Origin of the sequence: Gluconobacter sp. DsW_058 (genome assembly GCF_002153615.1) — a bacterium.
In the GTDB taxonomy this organism is placed as follows: Bacteria; Pseudomonadota; Alphaproteobacteria; order Acetobacterales; family Acetobacteraceae; genus Gluconobacter; species Gluconobacter cerinus.
This window is the reverse complement of sequence record NZ_JOPH01000006.1, coordinates 13,270-38,445: the sequence shown is the minus strand read 5'-3', so window position 1 is coordinate 38,445 and position 25,176 is coordinate 13,270. Positions and strand designations below refer to the sequence as shown.

At 57.9% G+C, this 25,176-nt stretch carries 20 protein-coding genes; all 20 read right to left on the bottom strand.

The window, feature by feature from the left end; translation table 11 throughout:
- Nucleotides 1–81: 81 nt before the first annotated feature.
- The 20 genes from ligA to mraZ all read right to left on the bottom strand — a co-directional run bounded on the left by ligA (nt 82) and on the right by mraZ (nt 25,107).
- On the bottom strand, nt 82–2,118 hold the full coding sequence (gene ligA / locus HK24_RS05335) for an NAD-dependent DNA ligase LigA (protein ID WP_086633627.1): 2,037 nt from the start codon (nt 2,116–2,118) through the stop codon (nt 82–84).
- On the bottom strand, nt 2,115–3,833 hold the full coding sequence (gene recN / locus HK24_RS05330) for a DNA repair protein RecN (protein ID WP_086633626.1): 1,719 nt from the start codon (nt 3,831–3,833) through the stop codon (nt 2,115–2,117). Before recN ends, ligA begins: the two co-directional genes overlap by 4 nt.
- A 45-nt stretch (nt 3,834–3,878) precedes the next feature.
- Complete coding sequence (locus HK24_RS05325; protein ID WP_046901363.1) at nt 3,879–4,772, bottom strand: outer membrane protein assembly factor BamD; 894 nt, start codon at nt 4,770–4,772, stop codon at nt 3,879–3,881.
- A gap of 68 nt (nt 4,773–4,840) precedes the next feature.
- Complete coding sequence (gene lpxC, locus HK24_RS05320; RefSeq protein WP_064273094.1) at nt 4,841–5,878, bottom strand: UDP-3-O-acyl-N-acetylglucosamine deacetylase; 1,038 nt, start codon at nt 5,876–5,878, stop codon at nt 4,841–4,843.
- A gap of 135 nt (nt 5,879–6,013) precedes the next feature.
- The gene (ftsZ, locus tag HK24_RS05315; RefSeq protein WP_086633625.1) at nt 6,014–7,549 is read right to left on the bottom strand and encodes a cell division protein FtsZ; all 1,536 of its coding nucleotides are present in this window, start codon (nt 7,547–7,549) and stop codon (nt 6,014–6,016) included.
- Nucleotides 7,550–7,607: 58 nt separating this feature from the next.
- Nucleotides 7,608–9,005 carry a cell division protein FtsA gene (gene ftsA, locus HK24_RS05310; RefSeq protein WP_046901366.1) on the bottom strand — a complete coding sequence of 466 codons (1,398 nt, stop codon included), beginning with the start codon at nt 9,003–9,005 and terminating at the stop codon, nt 7,608–7,610.
- Complete coding sequence (locus tag HK24_RS05305) at nt 9,002–9,964, bottom strand: cell division protein FtsQ/DivIB (protein WP_086633624.1); 963 nt, start codon at nt 9,962–9,964, stop codon at nt 9,002–9,004. The genes ftsA and HK24_RS05305 overlap by 4 nt, the downstream gene beginning before the upstream one ends.
- Nucleotides 9,964–10,875 (bottom strand): D-alanine--D-alanine ligase, encoded by a 912-nt coding sequence (locus HK24_RS05300; protein WP_086633623.1) that lies wholly within the window; start codon nt 10,873–10,875, stop codon nt 9,964–9,966. Before HK24_RS05300 ends, HK24_RS05305 begins: the two co-directional genes overlap by 1 nt.
- A complete protein-coding gene (murB, locus tag HK24_RS05295; RefSeq protein WP_086633622.1) occupies nt 10,872–11,786 on the bottom strand; it encodes a UDP-N-acetylmuramate dehydrogenase in 915 nt (304 codons plus the stop codon). Before murB ends, HK24_RS05300 begins: the two co-directional genes overlap by 4 nt.
- On the bottom strand, nt 11,783–13,219 hold the full coding sequence (gene murC, locus HK24_RS05290) for a UDP-N-acetylmuramate--L-alanine ligase (protein ID WP_046901369.1): 1,437 nt from the start codon (nt 13,217–13,219) through the stop codon (nt 11,783–11,785). Before murC ends, murB begins: the two co-directional genes overlap by 4 nt.
- Before the next feature lie 39 nt (nt 13,220–13,258).
- Nucleotides 13,259–14,356: an undecaprenyldiphospho-muramoylpentapeptide beta-N-acetylglucosaminyltransferase gene (murG, locus tag HK24_RS05285; RefSeq protein WP_086633621.1), complete on the bottom strand. Its 1,098-nt coding sequence runs from the start codon at nt 14,354–14,356 to the stop codon at nt 13,259–13,261.
- The gene (locus tag HK24_RS05280) at nt 14,353–15,546 is read right to left on the bottom strand and encodes an FtsW/RodA/SpoVE family cell cycle protein (RefSeq protein ID WP_086633620.1); all 1,194 of its coding nucleotides are present in this window, start codon (nt 15,544–15,546) and stop codon (nt 14,353–14,355) included. Before HK24_RS05280 ends, murG begins: the two co-directional genes overlap by 4 nt.
- 5 nt (nt 15,547–15,551) lie before the next feature.
- Nucleotides 15,552–16,898 carry a UDP-N-acetylmuramoyl-L-alanine--D-glutamate ligase gene (murD, locus tag HK24_RS05275; protein WP_086633619.1) on the bottom strand — a complete coding sequence of 449 codons (1,347 nt, stop codon included), beginning with the start codon at nt 16,896–16,898 and terminating at the stop codon, nt 15,552–15,554.
- Nucleotides 16,895–17,986, bottom strand: a complete 1,092-nt coding sequence (mraY, locus tag HK24_RS05270) for a phospho-N-acetylmuramoyl-pentapeptide-transferase (RefSeq protein ID WP_064273099.1) — start codon at nt 17,984–17,986, stop codon at nt 16,895–16,897. The genes murD and mraY overlap by 4 nt, the downstream gene beginning before the upstream one ends.
- A complete protein-coding gene (gene murF / locus HK24_RS05265; RefSeq protein WP_086633618.1) occupies nt 17,986–19,362 on the bottom strand; it encodes a UDP-N-acetylmuramoyl-tripeptide--D-alanyl-D-alanine ligase in 1,377 nt (458 codons plus the stop codon). Before murF ends, mraY begins: the two co-directional genes overlap by 1 nt.
- Nucleotides 19,359–20,810 carry a UDP-N-acetylmuramoyl-L-alanyl-D-glutamate--2,6-diaminopimelate ligase gene (locus tag HK24_RS05260; RefSeq protein ID WP_086633617.1) on the bottom strand — a complete coding sequence of 484 codons (1,452 nt, stop codon included), beginning with the start codon at nt 20,808–20,810 and terminating at the stop codon, nt 19,359–19,361. The genes murF and HK24_RS05260 overlap by 4 nt, the downstream gene beginning before the upstream one ends.
- Before the next feature lie 8 nt (nt 20,811–20,818).
- Entirely contained in the window at nt 20,819–22,786 is a 1,968-nt protein-coding gene (locus HK24_RS05255) for a penicillin-binding protein 2 (protein WP_086633616.1), read from the bottom strand.
- An 85-nt stretch (nt 22,787–22,871) separates the two neighbouring features.
- A complete protein-coding gene (locus HK24_RS05250) occupies nt 22,872–23,672 on the bottom strand; it encodes a hypothetical protein (protein WP_086633615.1) in 801 nt (266 codons plus the stop codon).
- Nucleotides 23,669–24,640 carry a 16S rRNA (cytosine(1402)-N(4))-methyltransferase RsmH gene (rsmH, locus tag HK24_RS05245; RefSeq protein WP_086633614.1) on the bottom strand — a complete coding sequence of 324 codons (972 nt, stop codon included), beginning with the start codon at nt 24,638–24,640 and terminating at the stop codon, nt 23,669–23,671. Before rsmH ends, HK24_RS05250 begins: the two co-directional genes overlap by 4 nt.
- Nucleotides 24,637–25,107 (bottom strand): division/cell wall cluster transcriptional repressor MraZ, encoded by a 471-nt coding sequence (gene mraZ / locus HK24_RS05240; protein ID WP_086633613.1) that lies wholly within the window; start codon nt 25,105–25,107, stop codon nt 24,637–24,639. Before mraZ ends, rsmH begins: the two co-directional genes overlap by 4 nt.
- Nucleotides 25,108–25,176 lie beyond the last annotated feature (69 nt).

The following is a 25,176-nucleotide window of genomic DNA, read 5'->3' as shown; positions in this document are numbered from 1 at the left end:
CGGCATCATACTCCGAAGACACCAGAACACGCCAATTATCTTCGGGTGGCAGCCATGCAGGTCCTCAATGTCTTAAAACTGTCAAATCCCTGCCAATGTTCTCCAGCCGGCTTCATCAACAGTTTCGAGCCCCAGATCAGCAGCCTTCTTTGCTTTTGATCCGGCTTTTTCTCCCAGCACAACCAAAGACGTCTTTTTGGAAACACTATCGGTTACCTGTGCCCCAAGACGCTCCGCGATCGCTTTTGCTTCGGGGCGCGTCATTGTGGTCAGGGTGCCGGTGAAGACGATGGTTTTACCCGAGAGGTGGCCTTCGGACGGTGCTTCTTCTGCTTCAATTGTGTGAAGTTGCTGCCGAAGATCATCAAGAGTTTCGACGTTGTGGGCTTCTGAAAAGAATGCGACCAGTTCGTCTGCAATCGCACCACCGACGCCCATGATGGAATCTAACGCTTCCCGCTCTTCACTGCCCGCGTTCGCGGCTACCATTGCGTCGCGCCAGGCTTCAAAGGTGCCGTAATGCCGCGCAAGAAGCTGGGCGTTACGCTCTCCAATCCGGCGAATTCCAAGACCAAAAATGAGCCTGGCCAGAGATATGGTCCGTCGCTCATCAATTGCCTGGAGAAGATTCCTGACCGAGAGTTCTCCCCAGCCGTCCCGTTTCTGAAGTTCATCCTGATGTGCGCTCAGGCGAAAAATATCTCCTGGGCGCAGGACGTAGCCGGCGGCATGAAATTCTCGGATGCTGCGGTCTCCGAGACCGTCAATGTCGAACGCGCCTCGTGACACCATGTGGATGAGGCGTTCCAGGACCTGTGCCTCGCAGGTCAGTCCGCCCGTACAGCGGCGCACTGCTTCTCCATGAACACGCTCAGCCAGTGATCCGCAGACCGGGCAGTGATCAGGGAAGACATATCGCGGGCTGCGTGGCTCATCGCTTTCCACAACGCCCAAAATTTGTGGAATGACGTCTCCGGCACGTTGAAGGCAAACCAGATCGCCATCACGGACGTCCTTACGGGCGATTTCGTCTTCGTTGTGCAGGGTTGCGCGCGAAACAATCACGCCACCAACATTGACGGGCTCCAGATGAGCCACAGGGGTCAACGCGCCAGTTCGTCCGACCTGAATTTCAATCCGCAGCAGCCGGGTGATGGCCTGTTCAGCCGGGAACTTCCAGGCGATGGCCCAGCGCGGTGCACGACCTGCAAACCCCAGCCGGTTCTGAAGGGCTATATCGTTCAGTTTGAAGACAATGCCATCGATATCATAATCAAGGCCGGAGCGATCACGAGCGAGCCTGTCCACATACGCGGGGATATCCCGGGCATGTTCGATCAGTTGGGACAGGGGATTAACCGTGAAGCCCCAGCGTGTCAGGGCCTCAAGATATCCTGAATGTGTTTCGCTTACAGCGGACGATGCGTAGCCCTGAGCGTAGGCGAACAGGGACAAGGGGCGGCTGCGTGTGATTTCCGGGTCTAGCTGCCGCAGAGATCCTGCTGCGGCATTTCGCGGATTGGCGAACGGTTTAATTCCGCGCTCTGACTGTTGCTTATTCAGGGTCAGGAAGTTCTTCTTTGAGAGGAAAACTTCACCACGGATTTCTACAAGATCTGGCGCATCATCAGGGAGAGTGTGCGGAATATCCTTGAGCGTCAGCAGATTGGCCGTGACGTCTTCACCCTCAATACCGTTTCCGCGCGTGACGCCCCGGACGAATTTTCGATTTTCATACGTCAGGTTGATAGAGAGGCCGTCAATTTTGGGCTCGGCTACAAATTGAAGAGCCTGAATGCCGTCGTCATCCAGTCCCAGAAAGCGACCGACGCGGGAAACAAATCCTTCAAATCCGTCTGCCCCAAAGACGTTATCCAGAGACAGCATTGGAACAAGATGACGGTGCTTTCCAAAAGCCGAATCGGGTAGGGCGCCTACGCGATCGCTCGCTCCTCCCTCACGACGAAGCTCAGGGTTGGCGTCTTCCAGTTCCAGAAGCTCACGCCGGGCAGCGTCATATTCTGCGTCAGAAACCTCTGGGTCGTCCTTGCCGTGATAGGCCTCGTCCCATCGGGCAAGCAGGGTCTCAAGTTCGGCGTGACGATCGGCAGAATTCATGCGGTCTGTTCCAGAAGGCTATCTGCGGCGCCGCGTGCCGCATCAGTAATGACGTCACCCGCAAGCATCCGGGCAATTTCTTCGCGGCGGGCTTCACGGGAAAGAGGCTCTGCAAGTGTCTCGGTGCGCTCGTTGCGGATGCGCTTGGCAATGCGCAGGTGATGGTCACCTCGGGCGGCAACCTGCGGACTGTGCGTTACGACCAGGACCTGTACGTCCTGTGCGACCTTATGCAGCCGGTCGCCGATTGAGGATGCGGTTGCGCCGCCAACGCCAGAATCCACCTCGTCAAAGACCAGTGTTCCCACATCAGAGCGCTGGGCCAGCACAACCTTCAATGCCAGCATCAGACGCGATAGCTCACCGCCAGAGGCCACTTTGGCCAAGGGGCCGGGCGCCTGACCGGGGTTTGCCGCGATAAGAAAAGAGGATTGCTCCATGCCGCGGCTGTTCCATTGTTCGGGTGCGAGCGGGAGCAGCGAGACAATAAAACGGGCACGTTCAAGCTTGACCGGCTTCAACTCACGGCTGACGGCCTGCTCAAGTTTCTGAGCAGAGTGTTCGCGCGCCTTGGACAGAGCTCTCGCAGCTTCTTCATAGGCCAGCCGCGCTTCTGTCAAAGCGATTTCAAGCCGTGACAGTTCGGCATTACCCGAATCGAGCGCAGCCAGACGGCTTTTCAGGGACGCGAGAAAGGACGGGAGTTCGGCGACCGAGACGTTATGTTTTCTGGCTTCGGCCCGCAGGGAGAAAAGACGCTCTTCTGTCTCTTCCAGCAGTCGCGGATCGCTCTCCGTATCGGCAGCAAGACGCGTTAGCAGCATTTCTGCTTCTGCTAACGCTTCCTCGGCTTTTTCCAGCGCATCCAAAGCTTCCTGAGCCTGTGCCTGATGAGTGGAGGTGCTGCCTTCAGTTTCTGCAGAAGACGGCAGCAGCCGGACCAATGCCCTGCTGGCAGACCGCAAAGCTGCGGAAGGGTTTGATGAGCGTCGGTCACGTGGCGTCAGTTCAGAAAGGGCTGCGGCAACAGCCTCTCCGCGACGTTCATCTTGCTGAAGACTGACACGTAGCGCGGCAAGCGACTCTTCTTCACCTTCTTGAGGAGCCAAAGTCGAGAGGTCATCAACAGTTGCACGCAGCCACTCTTCCTCGCGCGCAGCAGTATCCATTTCGGAACGTGCTTTTGCGAGGGCGGTGCGAGCATTGGCCCATTGATGAAACGTTGCGGCAGTTCGCGCCAGAAGGTCCCGTTTGACGCCAAATGCATCCAGCAAATTCAGGTGAGTGCTCTGATCGGCGAGACCCATCTGCTCGTGCTGGCCCTGAATTTCCACGAGTTGAGACGCGATACGCCGCAGTAGACTAATTCCAACCGGCTGATCCGAGACATAAGCGCGTGAGCGTCCATCAGGCGTGACGATGCGGCGCAGCACCAGAGGCTCCGAAGCTTCCTCCAGTGCGATTCCCTGTTCACTTAGGAGAGTGAAAACAGGATGCCCGGACGGAACTTCAAAGATGGCAGTCACACTGGCTTGCGCTGCCCCGGAGCGGATCAGTCCAGCATTGGCACGGTCTCCGAGGGCAAGGCCAAGGCTATCGAGCAGGATGGATTTACCAGCACCGGTCTCGCCCGTCAGAACGGTGAGACCTGCGGCCAGGGTCAGATCGAGCTTTTCGATCAGAACGACGTCACGGATCGAGAGATGGGTCAGCATGACGGGAATGTTGTGTGTAGTGAGGCGTGTTTCAAACGCCTCACATCAGAATACGCTATGCCAGGCGCGGGAAAAGAATCCACGCGGCTTGCTGGACGTCTTGGTCGGCTGCTTGAACTCACTGGACAGCAGCTTGTTATCCCGCAGATTTGCGTAGGCATAGCGGTACCACTGACTGTCCGGATAGTTGTAGCCCAGTACGGATGCCGTCTGTCTGGCCTGATCCTTGAGACCGAGAGCCAAATAGACTTCCACAAGACGCTCCAGCGCTTCAGCCACGTGGTTCGTGGTCTGGAAATCCTGCACGACACGCTGATAACGCGTCATTGCGGCTTCATAGTTGCGCTGCTGCTGATACCAGCGGCCAACCAGCATTTCCTTGCCTGCAAGATGATCACGGCACAGATCAATCTTCAGCTGGGCGTCACGTGCATAAGCTGTCTGCGGGAAGCGGGTAATAACCTCTTCCAGAGCATCAAGGGCTTCAACCGTTCCCTGCTGGTCACGCTGCACGTCAGCGATTTGCTCATAATAGCAAAGGGCGCGCAGATAGAAGGCATAGGCCGCATCAGGACTGGTCGGGTGTAGCTGGAGATAACGCTCAAGCTGCTGAACCGAAAGCGCATACTCACCTTGCAGGTAGTAGGCATAGCCTTCCATCAGCTCGGCATTTCCGGTGAAACCGGAATACGGATAGTTCTGCTGAAGCAGCTCGAATTCGCCGCCTGCCAGTTCATATCGGCCGGAATGAAGAGCATCGATACCGTAGTTATACAGCGTCTCTGCGTCAGCAGCCTTTGGAATGACCGGCTTCTCATGCTTGTGAGAAAGCAATGAACAGCCTGACAGAAGCAGCAAACCGCTTACGGCCGCAGCCTTCAGAACAAGACCCCGTCCGTTCCAGGACACTTCGAAATGATGCTGAGTGCTGCTTGCCATACCTGCTCTTCCCGTGAAGCCCGTCTTATATCACGGGAATGCGGGGACGAAAGACCCGCCATTTAACCTTAGGCTGCGACGCGTGTGCGACGATGGCCGCGTGCCGAAACGGTAGGGGTCTCTGCTTCAAAACGCCAGTTTTTCTGATCTGAGAAAACGCTGCGCAGAAGCTCGTTATTGATCTTGTGACCAGACTTATGGCCGATAAATCCCGCTTTTAGGCGATGCCCGCAGCAATAGAGATCACCGATAGCATCCAGAAGCTTATGCCGGGCAAATTCCCGCTCGATTTTCAAGCCCGCTGGATTAAGGATGGTCTTGCCATCCACTACAACAGCATTGTCGAGAGACCCGCCGCGGGCGAGGCCGATACTTTGAAGATACTCAATGTCTTTGCGGTTCACAAAAGTACGGCAGAAAGACACTTCCTCCAGAAAACGCGCTGGATCGAGTTGCATGGCATAGCGCTGACACCCAATGGCTTCAGCATCAAAATTTAACGAAATTGCAAGAGAAAGACCGCGTTGAGCCGGGCGTAGCTCGGCAAAAGCACCGTTGTCGCCCTCAACTCTCACGTTTCGAAGAATTTCAATAATTTTTCGGGGCGTATTCAGTGTTTTCTTGCCAGCGCATCGCAAGAGGAAGGCAAAGGCATCCGCCGACCCGTCCAGCACAGGCAGTTCCGGCCCGCTGACCGAAATAAGCGCATTATCGATTTCCATGGCGTTAAGCGCCGCCATCAAATGCTCAATGGTCGCTACACGTAAAGAAGGATCGTCTTTGCACGCGACAACAGTCGAGAGTTTGGTGTCGATAATCCGGTCATAGAGAGCGGGAAACGAAGGAGAGCCGGGGTAATCGCTCCGCTGAAAGCGAATGCCAGTATCCGCTTCGGCTGGAGAAATTTCCAGATCGACATCAAGACCACTGTGAAGGGCGATGCCTCGGCAGGATATGGGAGAATGAAGGGTTGTCTGCAGGTTCTTCAAATCGGGACGCTCAGAGAAAAGAGGCGTCTGCGTGCTGTCAGACGCGCTGGAAAGTAGCGGGCGGACCTTTCGATCTGCTGGAACCGACTTTCCATGATGCGCTGGCGTAACCTGCATGAATCCCCCGACGATTTAGACTGGCTTATAATAAAACCCAGTCATCGCCGGAGTGCCATTCAATGATTGTTGCCGGATATTACCTGACTGCTTTCCTGCGATGCGCAAGGTTTTGCAGGAAAGCAGTTTGCTTATTCAGCGACGGAGATAGGTGGGAATATCGAGCGTGGAATCATCGCTACCGTCAGACGGCGCTTGGTTATGGCGCTGGTCGGTGGGGTTATGATGATCCGTCTGCTGATATGCGTCACGGCTGTTCTGCTCCGTGCGCGTGGCTGCTTGCTGCGGGGCCGGACGGCTCCGGAAAGCGCCTGTCATAAGGCCAAAAATGCTGCGTGGTGCTTCAGGCGCTGGTGCACGTGGCGGCTCGGAAAACAGGCCAGCGCGAGGGGAGCGCGGCGCTGCATCGTCTTGCGGGGCTGCCACGTGCGGCTGCTGAGGGGCCGCATTTGGCGGTGGTGCAACCGGGCTTTCTGCTGCCGGTGGGGGCGATGCAGGCTGCTGTGACGCGTTCGGGTCAAGGTTGAAGTTCGGGCGTGGCGGCCCACCTGCGTAGGTTGATCCTGGCTGAAACGTCTGGGGTGCCTGGCGGCTCTGAGCAGACGTATCGCGTGGACCCGAGGCAGATGGGGCCTGCTGCGGAGGCGACGCAGGAGTTGTTTCTGTGTTGCCCGGATCATTTCTGGACTGGGTGTCGATGCCCGTTGCCACAACGGACACGCGAATACGTCCATTCATGTTTTCATCGATCAGAGCACCAAAAATGATGTTGGCTTCTTCGGCAACTTCTTCACGAATACGATCGGCAGCTGCGTTCACTTCGTAAAGTGTCAGATCTTCACCACCTGTGATGTTGATCAGCAGGCCGCGGGCGCCAGCCATGGACGCATCTTCAAGCAGTGGGTTGGAAATGGCGCGCTCGGCAGCGGCAACGGCGCGATCTTCACCGTCATCTTCAGTGGTGGCTTCGCCGGTGCCCATCATGGCCTTGCCCATCTCTTCCATCACGGCCTTCACGTCCGCAAAGTCGAGATTGATGAGGCCCGGAGAGACCATCAGGTCCGTGATGCCGCGAACACCCATGTTCAGGACATTGTCAGCCATTTTAAAGGCTTCACGGAACGTCGTGTTCTGGTTCGCGGAATTGAACAGGTTCTGGTTCGGAATAACAATCAGGGTGTCGACGTGCTTTTGAAGCTCGGCGATACCGGATTCAGCAGCCAGCGTGCGGCGGCGACCTTCAAAGTTGAAGGGCTTCGACACCACACCAACTGTCAGAACCCCACGTTCACGGGCCATGCGCGCTATAACCGGGGCCGCACCCGTACCTGTACCACCGCCCATACCGGCTGTGATGAAGACCAGATTCGCCCCTTCGAGCTGACGCTCGATTTCCTGTGCAGCTTCTTCAGCAGCTTCGCGGCCGATTTCCGGCTTGGCGCCTGCGCCGAGGCCGCGTGTCAGATGGGGGCCAAGCTGGACGCGGCGTTCAGCCTTGGAGTGGGCGAGCTGCTGCGCATCCGTGTTGGCAACAACGAACTCGACGCCCTTGAGCTCCGAATCGATCATGTTGTTGACGGCATTCGTGCCACCACCACCAACACCGACGACGGTAATGCGCGGGGCCAGTTCAACGTGAGAGTTCGGGGTCGGGGTAAGGTTCAAAGTCATGATCAGGTCCGGAACTGCGAGGAAGCAACGGAAAAAAGGGCGTTATTTTCTGTGTAGCTCATCCACGGTCGCGGATGAACCCCACGAGACGTTTCAGAAGGCTGCCAGATCGAGGTTCCGGGGTTGAAATGTCCCCAAAGTCCCGATCTGCGCCCGCTGCCCAGGCCAGAAGCCCCGCAGCGGTGGAAAAACCGGCCGAAGCTGCAGCAGTCTCCGGCAGGCCATGAACGTTCAGCGGTTTGCCCATGCGAACAGGCCGGGCAAGAATGCGTGTTGCGACAGGCACAATGCCTTCCATCAGGGAGGCCCCGCCTGTCAGAACGACACGCCCGTTGGCGAGACGCCCCAGACCTGCATTGTCCAGAGCATGGCGCACAAGTTCAAGTGTCTCTTCAACGCGAGGCTGAATAACGGAGATCACTTTCGAGCGCGGAATACGGGCCAAACGGTCCCGGCCTTCCCCAATGAGGGGCACGGACAGGATTTCTCGTTGATCGTCGGATCCAAGCTGTGCCGCACCATACATGGTTTTCAGGCGCTCTGCAGTTTCCAGAGATGTCGAAAGAACGCCCGCAATATCACGGGTAACATGGAGGCCGCCGACAGGAATTTGTGCCGTATGGATCAGTCGCCCTTCACAGAAAACTGCGAGAGAGGTGGTTCCGCCTCCCATTTCCACGACGGTAACGCCTAAATCACGTTCTTCGTCAGCCAGCACGGCAACGCCAGAGGCAAAGGGGCTGGAAACCAGCCCGTCAAGTTTGAGCTCTGAATGCTGGAGAACGGTATCCAGTGTGCGGAGAGCACTGGAGTTCATGTCAACAACATGCAGTTTCGTCGCCAGCTGTTCACACTGATGACCACGTGGATCAGCAATACCAGGCATGGAGTCAACGACATACCCGATGGGAAGGGTATGGATGACGTCCCGACCTTCTGACCATGCCCGGGCCTGACCGTCCGTGATCAGGCGCTGAACATCTCCATCCGTGACTTCACGGCCACCGATGGGCATATGGGCATCGATCAGTCGGCTTCGGGGATGACCGCAGGACAGATTGACGACCAGTGAGTCCATGCGTCGCTCTGCGGCTTCCTCTGCTTGGCCAACGGTGGCGCGAATAGCAGCTTCGGCTTCACGAATATCAACGATCGATCCAGATCGAATTCCGTGGGAGCGGCGCCAGCCATAACCCAGAACCTGAATGGAACCATCCGGCTCACCCTTGCCAATGAGGCAGGTCATTTTCGTCGTGCCGATATCCAGCGCACCGAAAACGCCATTGCGCCAGACACGAGGCTTGGATGTCTCTTCTGGAGGCAGCGGCAGGATTTCACGTGATGCGCGGTTCAGCGCAACTTCGCGTTCGCCACCCACAGGGATCAGGGACCGGCCCCGCAGACCACCCCGGCGGCGAAAGGCCGGAAGATCGGACGTTGGTGTAAGATCGGTCATGGCTGCTGTGTCGTCTGGCTGCTGTCAGAAGGAGGGGCGGGTGTGTCTGTTTTGGGTGCGTCAGGAGGAGGTGTGGGCGCAGGTGTCTGATGAATGACCATGCGATCTGGAAGGCGCATGTCAATCGAGACGACAGGACGATCCAGCAGGTTCATGCTTGTCTGGTATTGCGCGAGACGTGCAAATGCTGCGGCCTCTTCGCCTTCGGGGAGCATGACAGTTGTCCCGTCTTTCAGGGTCACATTCCAGCGCCTGTTTCCCACACGAATGAGAGCAGCCACACGGGATTTGACATCCGGCTGTTTGGCTAAAGCGTCAATGACGACGGACGCGGCAGTATTGGCACCATCGCCAACGACTAGCGGTAGCTGAAGGAATGCCTGAGCATTCTTGCCTGTCATGCCCTGATCAGGAACTTCCTCGCCGGCCTGATTAATGAGCGAGAAATGCCCATGCGTTTGCCAGACGGCGATGGGTGTACGTTCGGTCAGGTTAATGATGATTGTATCCGGCATCCGCCGCTCGACGGTCGCATGATCCACGAAGGGAAGTTCATCAATGCGCTGGCGTGCGGCTTCAACAGAAAAACCGAAAATTGGGTGGCCAGTACTTGTTCCCAGGGCTTCGTAAATTGACGCCTCGCTGGTCATGCCACGACCATTGATGATGACGTGCCGAATAGGCAGTGGCTCCATAGCCACAAGTTTGGCTCTTAGCGGAGCAAAACGCTCCTCCGACGCTGCGTCATACAGGAGGCGCGCTCCTACTCCTCCCAGTCCGACCACGACAAGGAATACGATTCCGGGACGAATCAGTTTCCGTTGACGGCGCAGGAACAGTTTCGTCCGTGACGGCCGGTCCTCGTAAGGCGGCATCGGCGCCGGGCGGAAAGCCGGGTCACGTCGGAAAGCCGGGTCACGTCGGAAATCGGGTTCCTGAGGGCGGGAGTCCCTGCGCATCAGCGGGTCAGTGCCTCCTGAACCAGCCAGTCACAAAGATCCGGGTAGGAGATGCCGCAATATGCAGCTTGTTCCGGCAGCAGTGAGGTCGGGGTCATGCCGGGCTGCGTGTTAACCTCGAGAACGATCAGAGTGTCTGTCTCGTCGTCGTAGCGGAAATCCGTTCTGCTGGCGCCAGAACATCCCAAAATCTGATGAGCACGCAGAGCATAATCCAGTGCACGCTCGGTCACGCTATCTGGCAGCTCTGCCGGGACAACGTGCCTGGAGCCACCAGCTTTGTACTTTGCTTCGAAATCGTAGAATGCAGCCGTTTCGGCAGGCAGAATGTCGGTTACCGCCAGAGCACGATCACCCATGACGCCCGCAGTCAGCTCACGGCCAGGAACGAATGTTTCAACAAGAGCTTCTTTGCCGAAGCGCCAATTTTTTGCAATTTCGGCACGACGGTTGTCACCTTGGCGGATGATTTCAACGCCGACCGACGATCCTTCCGCAACGGGCTTCACAACATACGGCACGGGCAGTGGGTCTGCTTCCGCCAGTTCTTCAGGCGTGATGACACGGCCTTCTGCAATGGGAAGCCCCGCAGCCGCGAGCAGCATGCGGGTTGCTCCCTTGTCCATTGCGACAGCAGAGGCGCGGATGCCGGAGTGTGTGTACGGAAGTCCCATCCATTCCAGCACCCCCTGAATGGCTCCATCTTCGCCTTTGGGGCCGTGCAATGCATTGAAGACGACGTCAGGGGCGGCGACTCTCAGAGCCTGAATGGTGACGGCAATATCGGCGCCGACATCGACTGGCGTTACCTCATGCCCTTTCTCGCGCAGGGCGGAGATGGCTGCATTGCCACTGACAAGGCTGACAGGTCGCTCGCTGGACGTACCGCCATATAAAACTGCGACCTTCATACTGTCTTCTCTCCTACGTCACGACGACCAATGCGTCTGATCTCCCAGTGCAGGTCAATTCCGCTGTGGTCCAGAACTTTCTTGCGAACAGTTTCCCCAAGCGTTTCAAGCTGTTCGCTATTGGCTGCCCCAATGTTCAGCAGGAAGTTGCAATGCTTCTCACTGACCTGAGCGCCACCCAGCGTCAGGCCACGGCAACCTGCTTCATCAATCAGCGCCCAGGCTTTGTGACCGTCTGGGTTACGAAACGTTGAGCCACCAGTGCGGGCACGAACAGGCTGGGATGCTTCGCGAGAGGCACGAATTTCTGCAAGGCGTTCCCGAATGGCATCTGGCGCGTCCGGTGTGCCCCGCAGTCTGGCCCGAATGACAATAGCGCCTTCCGGTAAGTCCGAATGACGGTACGCAAAGCCCAGTTCTTCACAGGTGAGGCGACGCAACTCGCCGTCTGACGTGAGAATATCCGCCCAATCGAGAACGGCATTGATGTCCGAACCATAAGCGCCAGCATTCATGCGTACAGCGCCGCCGATGGACCCGGGAATGCCGACAAGAAATTCCAGTCCAGCCAGTCCTGCTGCTGCACTGTGCTCGGCCACCGTAACATCCAGAGCTGCGGCGCCCACTACCAGGCCGTCAGTCTGGACTTCAATGTCCGAGAAACCACGGGCCAGCCGGACCACCACGCCTTCAATGCCACCATCGCGGATGATGACATTTGAACATGCGCCCAGAACTGTCAGGGGCATGTCGACGGGGCGGTTCCGCAGCAGGTCAGCCAGATCATCGGCGTCTTCTGGCACGAACAACCAGTCAGCGGGGCCGCCAGTGCGGAACCAGGCGCGGGCTCCCAGCGGTGCATTGGCCGTCAGACGTCCGCGAAGGCCCTGAACTGGAAAGTTGTCGCTCATACAGCGCTTTCCGGCGCCGGGCTCTTGGTGTTCAGAGCTTCCAGTTCTTGCGGAAGGGTCTGAGCCCACTGGGTGATTGTTCCGGCACCGAGGCAGACCACATAGTCGCCGGGCTTTGCGATCGCATTCACCATTTCAGGAAGAAGTTCAGGTGAGGGCAATGGCACGACAGAGCGATGTCCACGATCCCGCAGGCCTTCGACCAGAGCATCACGATCTGCGCCTTCAATCGGGCTTTCACCAGCCGCATACACGTCAGCCACGATAACGGTGTCAGCGTCGTTCATGCAGGTGCAGAATTCGCCGAACAGGCCTTTCAGGCGGGAATAACGATGCGGCTGCACCACGGCGATGACGTTCTTTGCGCCTGCCTGACGTGCAGCTTTCAGGACAGCCGCAATCTCGACCGGATGGTGACCATAATCATCAATGATCGACACGCCATTGAATTCACCCGTCCGCGTGAAACGACGCTTTACGCCCTTGAAGGACGCAAGGCCGGAGGCGATGACGGAATCACTGATTTCCATTTCCAGCGCCACCGCGATGGCTGCCAGAGAGTTCAGAACGTTATGATGGCCCAGCATTGGCAGGCGGAACGGACCGGCGCGACGCGTCCGGTTGCGGGCGCGGTTTGTGACCACAACCTCGAATGTTGCGCCACGCTTGTCCATCACGACCTTCTCAGCGCGAACATCGGCTTGCGGGCTGAAACCGTAAGTGATGATGCGGTGATCGGACAGGCGCGGGATCATCTGCTGAACCTGCGGGTGATCTACGCACAACACCGCAAAGCCATAGAACGGAATGTTGGAGACGAACTGGTCATAGCCCGCCTGCATGGCTTCTTCCGTACCCCAGTGATCCAGATGCTCGGGGTCCATGTTCGTGATGACCGCAATGACAGCTGGAAGGCGGAGGAATGATCCGTCGCTTTCGTCGGCCTCAACAACCATCCAGTCACCGGAGCCCATACGGGTGTTGGTGCCGTATGCCTCGATGATGCCGCCATTGATGACGGTCGGGTCCAGCTTCGCATGCTCCAGAACACACGCCACGAGGCTTGTCGTCGTGGTCTTACCGTGTGTGCCGCCAATCGCGACAGACCAGCGCAGACGCATCAGTTCTGCCAGCATTTCCGCACGACGAACGACCGGGATCAGCTTTGCCCGCGCCGCAACAACCTCAGGGTTGTCTTTCTTGACGGCTGTAGAGGTCACGACAACCTGGGCGTCACCCAGATTGGAGGCATCATGTCCGATGTGGATCTGGATGCCAGCGTGTCGCAGACGCTGAACATTCGAGCTTTCCGCAATATCTGAACCCTGAACCCGGTAGCCCAGCATGTGCAGGACTTCTGCAATGCCGGACATTCCGATACCGCCGATACCGACGAAATGAATGGTTCCGATGTTCAGGGGCAGGGCGCGCATGGGGCAGGTACTCTTGAGGTAATAGGGTAAAAAAGATGATCAGGACCGAAGGCCAGCTTCGATCAGGTCTGCTACCTTTGCGGCAGCATGAGGGCGAGCAAACTGACGTGCAGCTTCGGCCGCAGCGGACAGACGCTCAGGATGGGTAATCAGGTCAGCGACAAGAGCTGTGAGAGCCGCAGATGTGAAATCCGGCTGACGAACCATCCAGGCCGCTCCAGCATCCTGTAACGCTTTTCCATTCGCGCCCTGTTCGTCAGAGGCGGCGATGGGTAAGGGCACTAGAATGGACGGAAGCCCGGCCATCGCCAGTTCCGCGACAGAAGATCCGCCTGCGCGACCAATAACCAGGTGTGCTGATTTCAGTCGCTCGGGAACGTCGTTGAAAAAAGGTTCAACCTCAACCGCAATACCAGCATCTTCATAGATGGCACGAACGCGATCGGTGTCTTCGGCACGAACCTGTTGCGTGACATGCAGCCGTGTGCGGAAGCCAACCGGCAGAGCAGCCAGAGCCTGTGGCACAACATCTGAAAATACGCGGGCACCGAGAGAGCCCCCCCAGACCAGGAGCCGAACAGTCTCTGTCGGTGCGGTATAGGGGTGCCCGAACAGGGCTTCGATCCCGGCCCGAACAGGCATGCCCGTCAAAGTGATGCGGGCGCCCTGCGGGAGGCGCGCAACGCTGTCATAAGACGTAGCGATGAGCGGAGAAAAGCGCGACAGAAAGGCATTTGCCTGCCCGAGAACCGCGTTTCCTTCGTGAATAACCATTTCCGGACGCTGCGATTTTGGCAACATGCGAGAGGCCAGAAGCGGCGGAATGGACGGATATCCACCAAAACCCACAACAGCGGCCGCATCGAGTGTTTTAAGAACCCGGCGTGCTTCGAGCATGCCCCGGAAAAGTGCGGTGATACCACGCACTTTCCCCCCAAGGCCTTTGCCAGCCACGCCAGCACCGTCCAGCACGTACTGCGGCCGATCCTTGAACAGGCCGGTCTCGCGCCTTCCATGTCTGGCGTCCGTCATGAGAACAAGGTCATGCCCACGTTCTGCCAGGACGGTTGCAACAGCTTCAGCCGGAAAAAAATGCCCTCCGGTTCCACCGGCAGCAACGACAATCGGACGTTTCATGGGGTGTTTCTCTCAAGAAGGGAACCGGGGGTGTAAGGGGTGGCGACGCGCTGGGCAATTTTGCCCGGGCCAACGTGATGGCGCGTCAGGGCAAGGACCATTCCCATGGTCAGAGCAATGGACATGGCCGAACTTCCACCATACGAAATGAATGGCAGCGTCATGCCCTTTGTTGGGATGAGGTGAAGTGTTGACCCCATGTTGACGAACGCCTGTAGCCCGAACCCTGTCACCAGGCCTGCCGCAGAGACAATCACAAAAGGATCTTCTTCCCGCATAAGCTTCAGCAGGGTGCGAAGAACGATAATACCGAACACGGTGATAATGCCGAAGCAGAGCAACAGGCCGTACTCTTCGCCAGCAACGGCGAAAACAAAGTCGGCATGAGCATCAGGCAGCAGATCCTTGACGCGCCCTTCGCCCGGACCACGCCCAAGAAGACCACCGTTCCCGAAAGCACGAAGCGCCGTGTCGATCTGATAGTGATCGCCAACGTCTGGATGCAGGAACCGCTCAACACGGGAGCGCACATGTGGGAACATGACGAACGCCATGCCGAATGCACCAATCATGCCTGCAACACAAAGCCCAACCCAATACAGACGCAGTCCGTCGACGAAGAGCTGCGTCATGAAAACCATGGTGATGACGGACAACATTCCAATGTCCGGCTGGGACTTGAGGAGCGCCAGAATGACGCCAAAGCATGCGAATGCGATCAGCATTCCGGGGAACGCTATGTTCCCCCGCAAAACGACCGTCCGGCGTGCGGAGAGCAGCCAGCCCGTCATGACGGCAAAGCAGGGTTTGAGAAATTCTGAAGGCTGCACGGACATCATGGGCAGGGCGATCCAGCGGCGCGCGCCTTTGATCTCCATCCCGTGCACCAGTGTCATGGCTGTGGCGGCGAGGGCAAGAATACCCCCGATAAAGGCCAGCTTTTTGACGCCCGCTCGCGAAAGATAAGACACACCAAGCACGATCGCCCCAGCCAGTGCCAGGAAGATCACCTGCTTGAGGATGAACATGTTGCGGGACGCGCCAATTCTCGAAGCCACGGCAGGGCTGGCCGCGAGCATCAGCACGTAACCCAGGCCGATCAGAATTCCGACACAGGCGAGCGTGACCCGGTCGGTATTGCGCCACCAGCGGGCGATTGCCGATGAATCGACACGGGAGGAGCCCGCCATGACCGTCAACCTTCCTGTTCTGCTTTGAGCATTTCGCCCGAATGGTCTGATTTCACAATATTATCGCAAATCTGGAGAAAGTGTGACCCACGATCCTCAAAACTGCGAAACTGATCAAAACTTGCACAGGCCGGAGACAGAAGAACGGTTCTGACCCCATCCGTAACGGCTGCGTCAAACGCTGCGGGAACTGCGCGATCAAGCGTGTCACACATCGTGTAAGGAACGCCATTGGCTTGAAGCGTTGCAGCAAGAACAGAGGCATCTCGGCCAATGAGGAACGCGTGGGCAATGCGGTCAAACCACGGGACAAGCATTTCGATGCCTCCCGCCTTAGCCGTTCCCCCCGCAATCCACATCACACGGTCGTAGGACCCAAGCGCCTTGGACGCAGCTTCGGCATTAGTTGCTTTGCTATCGTTGATGAACGCCACACCATCCCGCTCGGCTACCTTTTGCAGCCGATGTTCCAGACCGGGAAATGAGGCCAATCCGTCATGAATAGCCGCGTCGCTCAAACCAAGATGCTTTGCCATCGCCCAAGCCGCGGCGACGTTCTGACGGTTGTGCCGTCCGGGGAGTGCCGGGCCGTCGAAGGATGGAACCGCATCCGGGGCCAGCATCGTGACGGGAATTCCTCGTGCCGCAATTTTCTCGGCGATCGTCAGGCACCATGGATCGTCTTCGCCGATCGCGGCCAGATCTTCAGACGTCATGTTGTCGAAGACATGCGCTTTCGCTGCCGCATAGCCATCCATGTCTCCATGACGATCAAGATGGTCCGGTGTAATGTTCAGCAGGCAGGCAGTCGCAGCGTGGAACTGATCCAGACGTTCCAGCATGTATGACGACATCTCAATAACGTAAACGCCGGTATCAGCCAGAAGAGGCAGTGCCAGAGACGCAGTGCCCAGATTGCCGCCCGCGACACAGGGAATCCCGGCGGATTGCAGGAGATGCGCCAGCAGGGCTGTTGTTGTGGATTTTCCGTTAGTGCCGGTTATGGCTGCAAAATGCGCTTTGGACCCGGCTTTGCGAACATTGCGATAAAGCAGTTCTGCATCTGACAGGATCTGCACATTCTGAGCGCGAGCCAGTTCGGCCACGGGATGCGGCTTAGGCAGAATATGCGGAATACCAGGAGACAGGACGAGCGCTGTCATGCAGGAAAGGTCTGTCAGTGGCGCAAGTGTCAGTCGCTCATGAGGGGGGAGAGACGGGGCATTATCATCCCATGCCTGAACCTCGGCACCCATGTTCAGCAACGCGTTGACTACGGCCGCACCGTTACGACCAAGGCCGCAAACCGCATAGCGCTCGCCTGCGAGAAGATCTGTCGGAAAGCCTGTCATCTCAATTTCAGCGTGGCCAGACCACACAGCCCCAGAACGATGGAGACAATCCAGAATCGTACGACGATCTTCGGTTCCTGCCAGCCCTTCTTTTCAAAGTGATGGTGCAACGGTGCCATGAGGAACACGCGCCGACCTGTACGCTTGAACCAGAAAATCTGGATCACGACGGAGAGTGTTTCTGCGACGAACACACCGCCAACAATGCACAGAACAAGCTCATGCTTGACGGCAACAGCAACGGCACCGAGTGCGCCGCCGAGGGACAGGGAGCCTGTATCACCCATGAAAACGGCAGCCGGTGGAGCATTGAACCACAGGAAGCCAAGCCCCGCTCCAATCAGTGCGGCGCAGAACACAGCCAGTTCTCCGGTGCCCGGAACAGGATGAAGCTGGAGGTAATCAGCAAAAACATGATTGCCGACGAGATAGGCAATCAGCGCAAAGACGAGCGCTGCAATTACGACAGGAACAATGGCTAGCCCATCCAGGCCGTCGGTGAAGTTCACGGCATTGCCGAAGCCCGTGATCGTAATCATTGCAAAAAGTGGGAAGGCATAACCGAGCGGCAGGAGGATATCCTTCACGAAGGGGAATGCGACGGCATTACGGAGTTCTGGTGGCGTCAGATGCTGGAGCCAGATGCCTGCGATGAGAGAGGCTGCAAACTCACATCCCAGTCGTACACGCTTGGACACACCTTTCGTATTCCGGCGGGAGAGCTTCAGATAGTCGTCTGCAAAGCCAACGGCACCGAATGCGGCAGTTGTGAGCATAACGGCCCAGACGAAACCGTTTGTCAGGTCTGCCCACAACAGCGTCGCGGAGAACAGCGCGATCAGGATCAGCATCCCGCCCATCGTTGGCGTGCCAGCCTTTTCCAGAATATGCCGTTCCGGACCAAGCGTGCGGATAGGTTGCCCTTCACGCTGGATCCGTTTGAGCTGTGCAATGAAAGGGTTGCCAAGCGCCAGCGAGATCACCAGCGCCGTCAGGCACGCACAACCCGAGCGGAACGTCAGATAATGGAAGAGGTTGAAGAACCCGCCATGCGATGAGGCATGAGAGGCGACGAGATTGAACAGCATTAGGCAGAGACCGGGTTGGAAGCGTTATCGAGGGCCGCAATGACATCGCGCATCCGGCTGCCCAAACTGCCTTTGACAAGCAGAAGGTCACCGGGGCGAAGAGCATCACACAGAAGGGGAGCGAGGGAAGACGCGTCCGGGGCGTAACCACCCCGCACGGTTTCGGGAAGAGCTTCGTAAAGCGCGTGCATGTGGGTGCCACAGCAGAAAGCCAGTGCATCTGCTGCAATTACGGCATCCGCCAGAGAACGATGTTCTGCCTCTGCGAATTCGCCAAGTTCACGGATGTCTCCCAGAGCGACCACGCGCCGTTTGGCGGGAAGAAGCGAGAGAGTCTCTAGCGCCGAACGAATGCTGGTCGTGGAGGCATTGTAGCTTTCATCAAGCAACTGCACGCCGTTCAGCACAGTACGTATCTGTCCGCGGCCTGCTCCTGGAACAAACCCGGTCAACGCTTTAGCCGCATTCGGCACATTTTCGCCAAGGGCTGCGACAGCTCCGAGAGCCAGCGCGGCGTTTCGCGCCAGATGTCGGCCGGGAGCTGTTAATCTGACGGACACGCTCGGCGCATTAGGGAATGTCAGGGTAAAAGTGCTGCCTTCCGCGGTGCAGACCAGGTTTTCTAACCGGACTTGGGCGGCAGCAGAAAAGCCACTTGACCAAAGAGATGCATGGTCAGGGAGAGCTGCCTGAAACAGGTCTTGCCCCACAGCATCGTCCGGAGCAATAGCCGTCCCATGTGGTGCTAATGCGCTGAAGAGCTGGGATTTTTCACGCGCGATTTCTTCCACGCTTCCCATGTGGCCCAGATGTGCTGTTCCGATGGTGGTAATGATCCCAACGTCCGGACGAACCTGCGCAGCCAAGGGAGCAATTTCCCCCACATGGTTCATGCCAATCTCACTCACGCAAAAACGTGCATCGCGGGGGAGGCGCGCTAAGGTGAGAGGGACGCCCCAGTGATTATTGTAGGAGGCAATGGCAGCATGTGTCGGCCCGAGCGCAGAAAGTGCGGTGCGGAGCATGTCTTTCGTCGTGGTCTTGCCGACACTGCCAGTAATCGCAACGACTTTCCCGTCGAACCGCGCGCGTGCGAAGCGTCCCAGTGCTTCCAGACCCGCCATCGTATCGGCAACGATCAGAAGGCGTGGATCCGTCAGGCCTCTGGTGTCATGCACCATTACACACGCGGCCCCGGCATTGAGGGCCTGCGCGATGTGTGCGTGGCCATCACTGGCATCGCCTTTAAGTGCGATGAAAAGGTCGCCGGATTTCAGTGTCCGCGTATCAATGGAAATTCCGGTGACGGAAACGTCGGCTTCAAGGCGGCCATTTGTCGCATCACGAAGCTCTTCGGATGTCCAGAGAACGCTCATGCTGCACCTGCGAGTTCACGGATAACGCTGCGGTCATCGAACGGAAGAACGGTTTGACCAACAATCTGTCCCTGCTCATGACCCTTGCCTGCAACAACCAGAATGTCACCTGGCTGAAGCGCGTCCAACCCTGCGGCGATTGCGGACCTCCGGTCCCCGATTTCATGTGCTTCCGGGCAGGCCGCATGGATGGCGGAACGAATACTCTGCGGATCTTCCGTGCGCGGGTTATCGTCTGTGACAATCGCCAGGTCCGCCATGCGCGCTGCAACTTCGCCCATCAGTGGGCGCTTGCCACGATCGCGATCTCCGCCCGCACCAAACACGACGACCAGCCGTCCCTGAGTGTGTGGACGGAGGCTGGCGAGAACGCGTTCCAGTGCATCCGGCGTGTGGGCATAATCGACGTAGGCGGCTGCTCCATTGGAGAGCTCAGCTGCGCGCTCACATCGTCCGCGGACACCGGTCAATTGCGGCAGGTATTCCACAATGCTTCGTGCTTCGCTTTCATCCTGCCAGCACATCGCGGCTGCCAGCATGGCATTATCAGCCTGGAACAGGCCAGGTAATGCCAAAGTCATTTCCGGAAGCTCTTCTCCATAGAGGGAGAGCCGAACGATCTGACCGGTAGGTGTGGGCGTGGTTTCAAGGAGGCGTAGGGCCGTGCCCGTCTTGCCCACTGTACGGAGTGTCATACCGCGCTGGGCTGCTAATGCCTTCAGGGCGTTGAATGTCTCCGGATCCATATCCGCATTGACCGCAGCGATGCCACCTGCCGGCAAAAGATCTTCAAAGAGACGCAGCTTGGCTTCACGATAAGCTGAGATGGTGCCGTGGTAATCCAGATGGTCGCGCGTCAGGTTTGAGAAGCCCGCTGCGTTCAGTGTCACGCCATCGAGGCGATGCTGTTCCAGTCCGTGTGAGGATGCTTCAAGCGCAACATGATCCACACCATACTGTGCCAGAGAGGCAAGCGTTTTAGCCAAAGACACGGGATCGGGCGTTGTGAGCGACGGTGGGGGCGGGACGTCAACGTTAGCGATCAGTCCAAGCGTTCCAAGGCTGGCGGCCTTGAAGCCTTGAAGCGTCCAAATCTGGCGGAGAAACTCTGCGGTGCTGCTTTTGCCGTTTGTTCCCGTGACCGCGGCGATATAGGTCGGCTGCGGACCAGCAAGAGTTACAGCAGTCAACGCGAGCAGGCGCTTGGCATCAGGGGTGAGCAGAACAGGAATATCGGCTTGCGCCGGATGATCAGCAATAACGGCAGCCGCACCATTCGCGACCGCTTGTGGGATGAAAGCTGCTCCGTCCTGTTTTGCGCCACGGAGAGCGAAAAACAGAGTGCCCGGCCGGACCTGTCTGCTGTCTGCTGTGACCGCGCAGATTTCAGGGTCAACGGAAGGCGACAGAACGGAACCATTCTGCCGGAGGAGTTCAGAGAGACGCATGGGCAGGCTCAGTGCTGTGTCTTGGGAGTGTGCGCCTGATTGCGCGGATCCCCAGGGTCGTTACCAGGGCCAAGGGCACGATAGCCCGCTGGCACGGACGGATTCATGGGGATGGCGAGAGATGCATCAATGGCGTCCTTGTTGGTCGTATCCGGGAACTGGTTCAGGATAGGTCCAACACGGGAAATGATTTTCTTGACGGTCGGCGCTGCGTTCCATGCGGCAGTGGTCCAGCCATGTGTGGCCGCAGTGCCCTGTGGGCTATCGAGCATGACATACACCGCGTAATGCGGGTTGTTCATCGGGAAAACACTGGTGAAGGCCGAAACGTTGACGTGTTTCAGGTATCCACCATGAGCACCGATCTTTTCAGCCGTGCCTGTTTTACCACCCACGTAATAGCCCGGAACTTCAGCCGATTTGCCGCTTCCCAGGGTAACGTCAAGACGCAGCAGTTTGCGCAGCAGGGCAGACGTCTTCTCTGACAGAACCCGCGTTCCGACAGGTGTCTGTGCGCCAATGTCATCGCCGCTATCTGCCTCGTCGGGCTTGTAAACAACAGGGCGCACCTTGGCATCAGGTGTCTGGCTTTCGTCCTGCTGATCCCGGGCCACCAGTGTGGGCTTCAAAAGAATGCCGCCATTCACGGTGGCCGCCGTGCCGCGGACAATGGCCAGCGGAGGCTCAGCCACACCATGGCCGAAGCCGACAGTCATGACAGTGGAGAGGCCCCAGTTTTTCGATGCGGGTACAAGGGGGCGTCCCGCTTCCGGAATCTCTACCGGGACGCGGTTGAAGAAGCCCATGCTCCGCAGCCAGTCCTGCTGACGCTGGGCGCCGACATCCAGCGCAATATGAGCCGCAGCCGGATTGGATGAATAGGCCAGCACACCCGGCAGAGACAGCCATGGCGCAAAGTGATCAGTCTTCATGTCGCGGATGGTGAAGCGGCCGACACGAATGGGAATGGTCGAAAACCGATCCCAGATATGAACCACACCAAGCTGAAGACCCATTGCGGCTGTCTGGAGCTTGAATGTCGAGCCAGGCTCGTACATGCCTGTCACGGCACGGTTGAAGCGTGCATCGTTTGGTGCGTGGTTGAAATCATTGGCGTCATAGTCAGGGAGGCTGACCATGGCCAGAATTTCGCCCGTCCGAACATCCATGACAATGGCCGAAGCACCAATAGCCGAGAACTCGTCCTTGGCTGCCATCAGTTCATCATGCGCGACAGCCTGAACGCGAACGTCCAGAGACAAACGTAGAGGCGTGCGATCTGAATTCAGGCGCTGATCAAAAAAGCGTTCCACGCCAGCAATGCCATGATCATCAATATCCACGCTGCCCATGATCTGAGCGGCAGTCCGGCCAAGCGGGTAATGACGGCGCTCACCGGCTTCAAAATAAATACCGGGAATACCAAGATTATTGATCGCGATTTCCTGCACAGGGGAAATATCACGAGCGATGTAAACGAACTGCTTCTTCAGTGAGAGACGACGAACGGTTTCGGCTTCATCCAGCTTGGGCAGAACGGTTTTAAGCTTCTTTGTCGCATCCTCTGGATCAATCAGTTCCATTGGATTTGCATAAACCTGCGCGACGGGGAGAGACAGCGCCAGGGCCTGCCCATTACGATCGGTAATGGTGGCCCGTTTGACTGTAGGCAGGACGAAATCGCCTGCCATTTCACCGCGTGGATCGCTTTTCGGAATTTCTGGAACCTGAGGTGCGATCTGGCGCTTCTCGGGCTCCATAGGCATCAGCACCGTTGCGAACGTGGCTTTGAGGGCAACTGCGCCATAAATGGCCAGAAAACCCATGCCAACGCCCAGAAGGCGACTATGCATCTGATCCAGATTAAGACGGCGGGAAGGCGTTCGCACTGCCGTCTGTGAGTCGCGCCGCTCTGCCCGTTTGCCCGGGCGCGCTGCGCGACGCGAACCTGATGGGGGTGGCACGTCCTGGGGCATCGTGCGGCGTTGCGTCCTGTCTAAGGTGCTCGCCCGAAGCTATCCGGAAAATACTGAACGAGCAGTTAATAAAGAAGAGAGGGTCTCAGTTAGCCAACGGAACTGGCGGGGGCAATGCGTCTTCGTCATTTCCCAGCGCAGAGCTGGCATGATGGTGCGGGCGTGGGCGTTCTTCAGCAACGCGGGTCAAGGACGCCTCACGAACCTGATGGACGGGTTGCGTATGCCACGCCGCAGCGACCAGCGGTGTCGGGCGTGCGCCGTGATAGCTCACAAGGCGGACGGTCGGGGTTACGTCCGAACGGGTTGTCGCACTGACATGCGGCGTCACAGGACGAGCAGAGGCCAGATCCATGTCTGAGGAATGGACAATCCGGTCAGCATGAGGGTGTGCAACATGCGTCGTGACGGCACGGGCTGTCATGACATGAGGTGTGGGAGCTGCAGGCGTGACTGCAGCAATAACCGGAGCATGCTGAACAGGCGCAACTGGGTGAACAACCGGAGGAGCCGGCAGCGGAAGATGTGCCTCGGTCGCCGCACGGTTGACGACTTCATGCAGGCTTTCGCGCGGATCTGTTGGAACCGGACGCGAGCCCGGGTTTGGAAGGCGTGCTTCAAGACTGGCCATGCGGATGAACTGATCCGGGGCCATAGGGTGAAGGTCGGGAAGAAAGCGCGATGCCAGGGTGTTCAGGCGATCCGGCTGGTTCAACAGGGCCCATTCCGTGCGCATCATGGCTGTCTGCGCGCGGACTTTCTGCGTCTCCTGGACCACCTTGGTGATCTTCTGGTCGAGGACCGTCGTCTCATGCTTCTTGGTGTAGAGAAACAGGCCAGACCCTGCGGCGAGAACAGCGCAGGCGATGGTGAAGGGCCGGATCATGCTCGGTTTCCTGAGGCGGGCGGTTGTGGGGCGGAATTACGAACCAGAGCGCGCAACCGGGCGCTGCGTGCTCTGGGGTTATCCCGCGCTTCCTCTTCCGTGGCAGGCAGGGGGCGGGAATACAGGAGAGAAAAAGCCGAAGGCTCTTTCCGGACAGGCGCCGGGTCATAGCGGGACGGATTGGCAGTACGACCTGCCAGTTCCGCCATGGCGCGCTTGGCCAGACGATCTTCAAGGGAATGGAAGGTCACAACAACGAACACGCCACCTGGAGCCAGAAGGCGAGGGGCTGCCTCCAGCGCGCGTTCCAGTTCGCCCAACTCGTCATTCACAGCAATCCGGAGGCCTTGGAAGCTGCGTGTGGCGGGATCGATCTTGGAACGGTCTTTGGGGACGCAGGACCGAACGATGTGGGCGAGACGGCCTGTAGTCGTAATAGGTTCTTCCGCGCGGGCTGCCACAATGGCGCGTGCGATGCGACGGGACAGCTTCTCTTCGCCATAACGATAAAGAACATCCGCCAGATCACCTTCCTTCATGGAATTTACCAGATCGGCAGCAGAGGGGCCTTCGCCCCCCATGCGCATATCGAGCGGGCCATCATTACGGAAAGAAAAGCCGCGTTCAGCCTGATCAATCTGGAAGGAAGAAACACCGAGATCCAGAACGATGCCGTCAAACGGTCCGTCCTGGCCCACAAGCGCTTCCATGTCCCCGAATGTTCCCTGATGCATGAACAGTCGACCATTGGCCTGCTCGGCCATGGCTTCACCACGGGCAATCGCAGTCGGGTCACGGTCAATGCCGTGTAGGGTGCAATCTGCGCTGTTGAGTATAGCGCGTGCGTAACCGCCGCCACCAAATGTCCCATCCAGATACCGGCCGCCTTCACGCGGGGAAAGTGCTTCGAGCACCTCCTTCAGCATGACGGGAACATGTCCTTGATGGACGAGCGTGATTGCGTTCATGCCGCATCTCCGGTGGCCGGTTTGCGGCTGCTGGTAAGTTCTTTTGCCCGTGCGCGGGCCTGGTGACGACGTTCTGCTGCTGCTGTCGGATTCCAGATCTGGAAAACGCGACCCAGTCCCATGAAGGACACTTCGTCGTTTAACGATGCATGGGCGCGCAGAACATCGGGAAGAATGATCCGGCCTTCCTTGTCGCTGTCGAGCGGATACGCATCTGCGTAAAGGCTGGCAGCTAGATCTTCGTGGTCTTCAGAGAACGGATCGTATTCGTCCAGAGGCTGCGCCAGAGAAGCGAAAGCGGCGGACGTCCAGGCTTCGATGCACGGATGAAGATGTGAGGGCCGAAGAATGACCAGCGCTTCGCCAGGCTGAGCCTGCGTTCTGAGAGCGGATCGGAAGGGGGCCGGAATAGAAACACGTCCCTTGGCGTCAAAGCGGTTCTGATGTGTGCCGAGGAACATGCTCATTGATGATGTGCCTCCCTTCACTTCAGGACTTGCGCAAGGTGATCAGGTATTTCTCTGTTCTTTCTTGGG

Coding starts and splice junctions, on each gene's coding strand:
- HK24_RS05255 (WP_086633616.1), bottom strand. CDS start 22,786: ATGCCCCAGGACGTGCCACCCCCATCAGGTTCGCGTCGCGCAGCGCGC.
- HK24_RS05250 (WP_086633615.1), bottom strand. CDS start 23,672: ATGATCCGGCCCTTCACCATCGCCTGCGCTGTTCTCGCCGCAGGGTCT.
- murG (WP_086633621.1), bottom strand. CDS start 14,356: ATGAAACGTCCGATTGTCGTTGCTGCCGGTGGAACCGGAGGGCATTTT.
- mraZ (WP_086633613.1), bottom strand. CDS start 25,107: ATGAGCATGTTCCTCGGCACACATCAGAACCGCTTTGACGCCAAGGGA.
- HK24_RS05260 (WP_086633617.1), bottom strand. CDS start 20,810: ATGCGTCTCTCTGAACTCCTCCGGCAGAATGGTTCCGTTCTGTCGCCT.
- murD (WP_086633619.1), bottom strand. CDS start 16,898: ATGACAGGCTTTCCGACAGATCTTCTCGCAGGCGAGCGCTATGCGGTT.
- HK24_RS05305 (WP_086633624.1), bottom strand. CDS start 9,964: ATGCGCAGGGACTCCCGCCCTCAGGAACCCGATTTCCGACGTGACCCG.
- rsmH (WP_086633614.1), bottom strand. CDS start 24,640: ATGAACGCAATCACGCTCGTCCATCAAGGACATGTTCCCGTCATGCTG.
- murB (WP_086633622.1), bottom strand. CDS start 11,786: ATGAGCGACAACTTTCCAGTTCAGGGCCTTCGCGGACGTCTGACGGCC.
- ftsA (WP_046901366.1), bottom strand. CDS start 9,005: ATGACCGATCTTACACCAACGTCCGATCTTCCGGCCTTTCGCCGCCGG.
- murF (WP_086633618.1), bottom strand. CDS start 19,362: ATGAGCGTTCTCTGGACATCCGAAGAGCTTCGTGATGCGACAAATGGC.
- HK24_RS05300 (WP_086633623.1), bottom strand. CDS start 10,875: ATGAAGGTCGCAGTTTTATATGGCGGTACGTCCAGCGAGCGACCTGTC.
- HK24_RS05325 (WP_046901363.1), bottom strand. CDS start 4,772: ATGGCAAGCAGCACTCAGCATCATTTCGAAGTGTCCTGGAACGGACGG.
- mraY (WP_064273099.1), bottom strand. CDS start 17,986: ATGCTGTTCAATCTCGTCGCCTCTCATGCCTCATCGCATGGCGGGTTC.
- HK24_RS05280 (WP_086633620.1), bottom strand. CDS start 15,546: ATGGCGGGCTCCTCCCGTGTCGATTCATCGGCAATCGCCCGCTGGTGG.
- recN (WP_086633626.1), bottom strand. CDS start 3,833: ATGCTGACCCATCTCTCGATCCGTGACGTCGTTCTGATCGAAAAGCTC.
- lpxC (WP_064273094.1), bottom strand. CDS start 5,878: ATGCAGGTTACGCCAGCGCATCATGGAAAGTCGGTTCCAGCAGATCGA.
- murC (WP_046901369.1), bottom strand. CDS start 13,219: ATGCGCGCCCTGCCCCTGAACATCGGAACCATTCATTTCGTCGGTATC.
- ligA (WP_086633627.1), bottom strand. CDS start 2,118: ATGAATTCTGCCGATCGTCACGCCGAACTTGAGACCCTGCTTGCCCGA.
- ftsZ (WP_086633625.1), bottom strand. CDS start 7,549: ATGACTTTGAACCTTACCCCGACCCCGAACTCTCACGTTGAACTGGCC.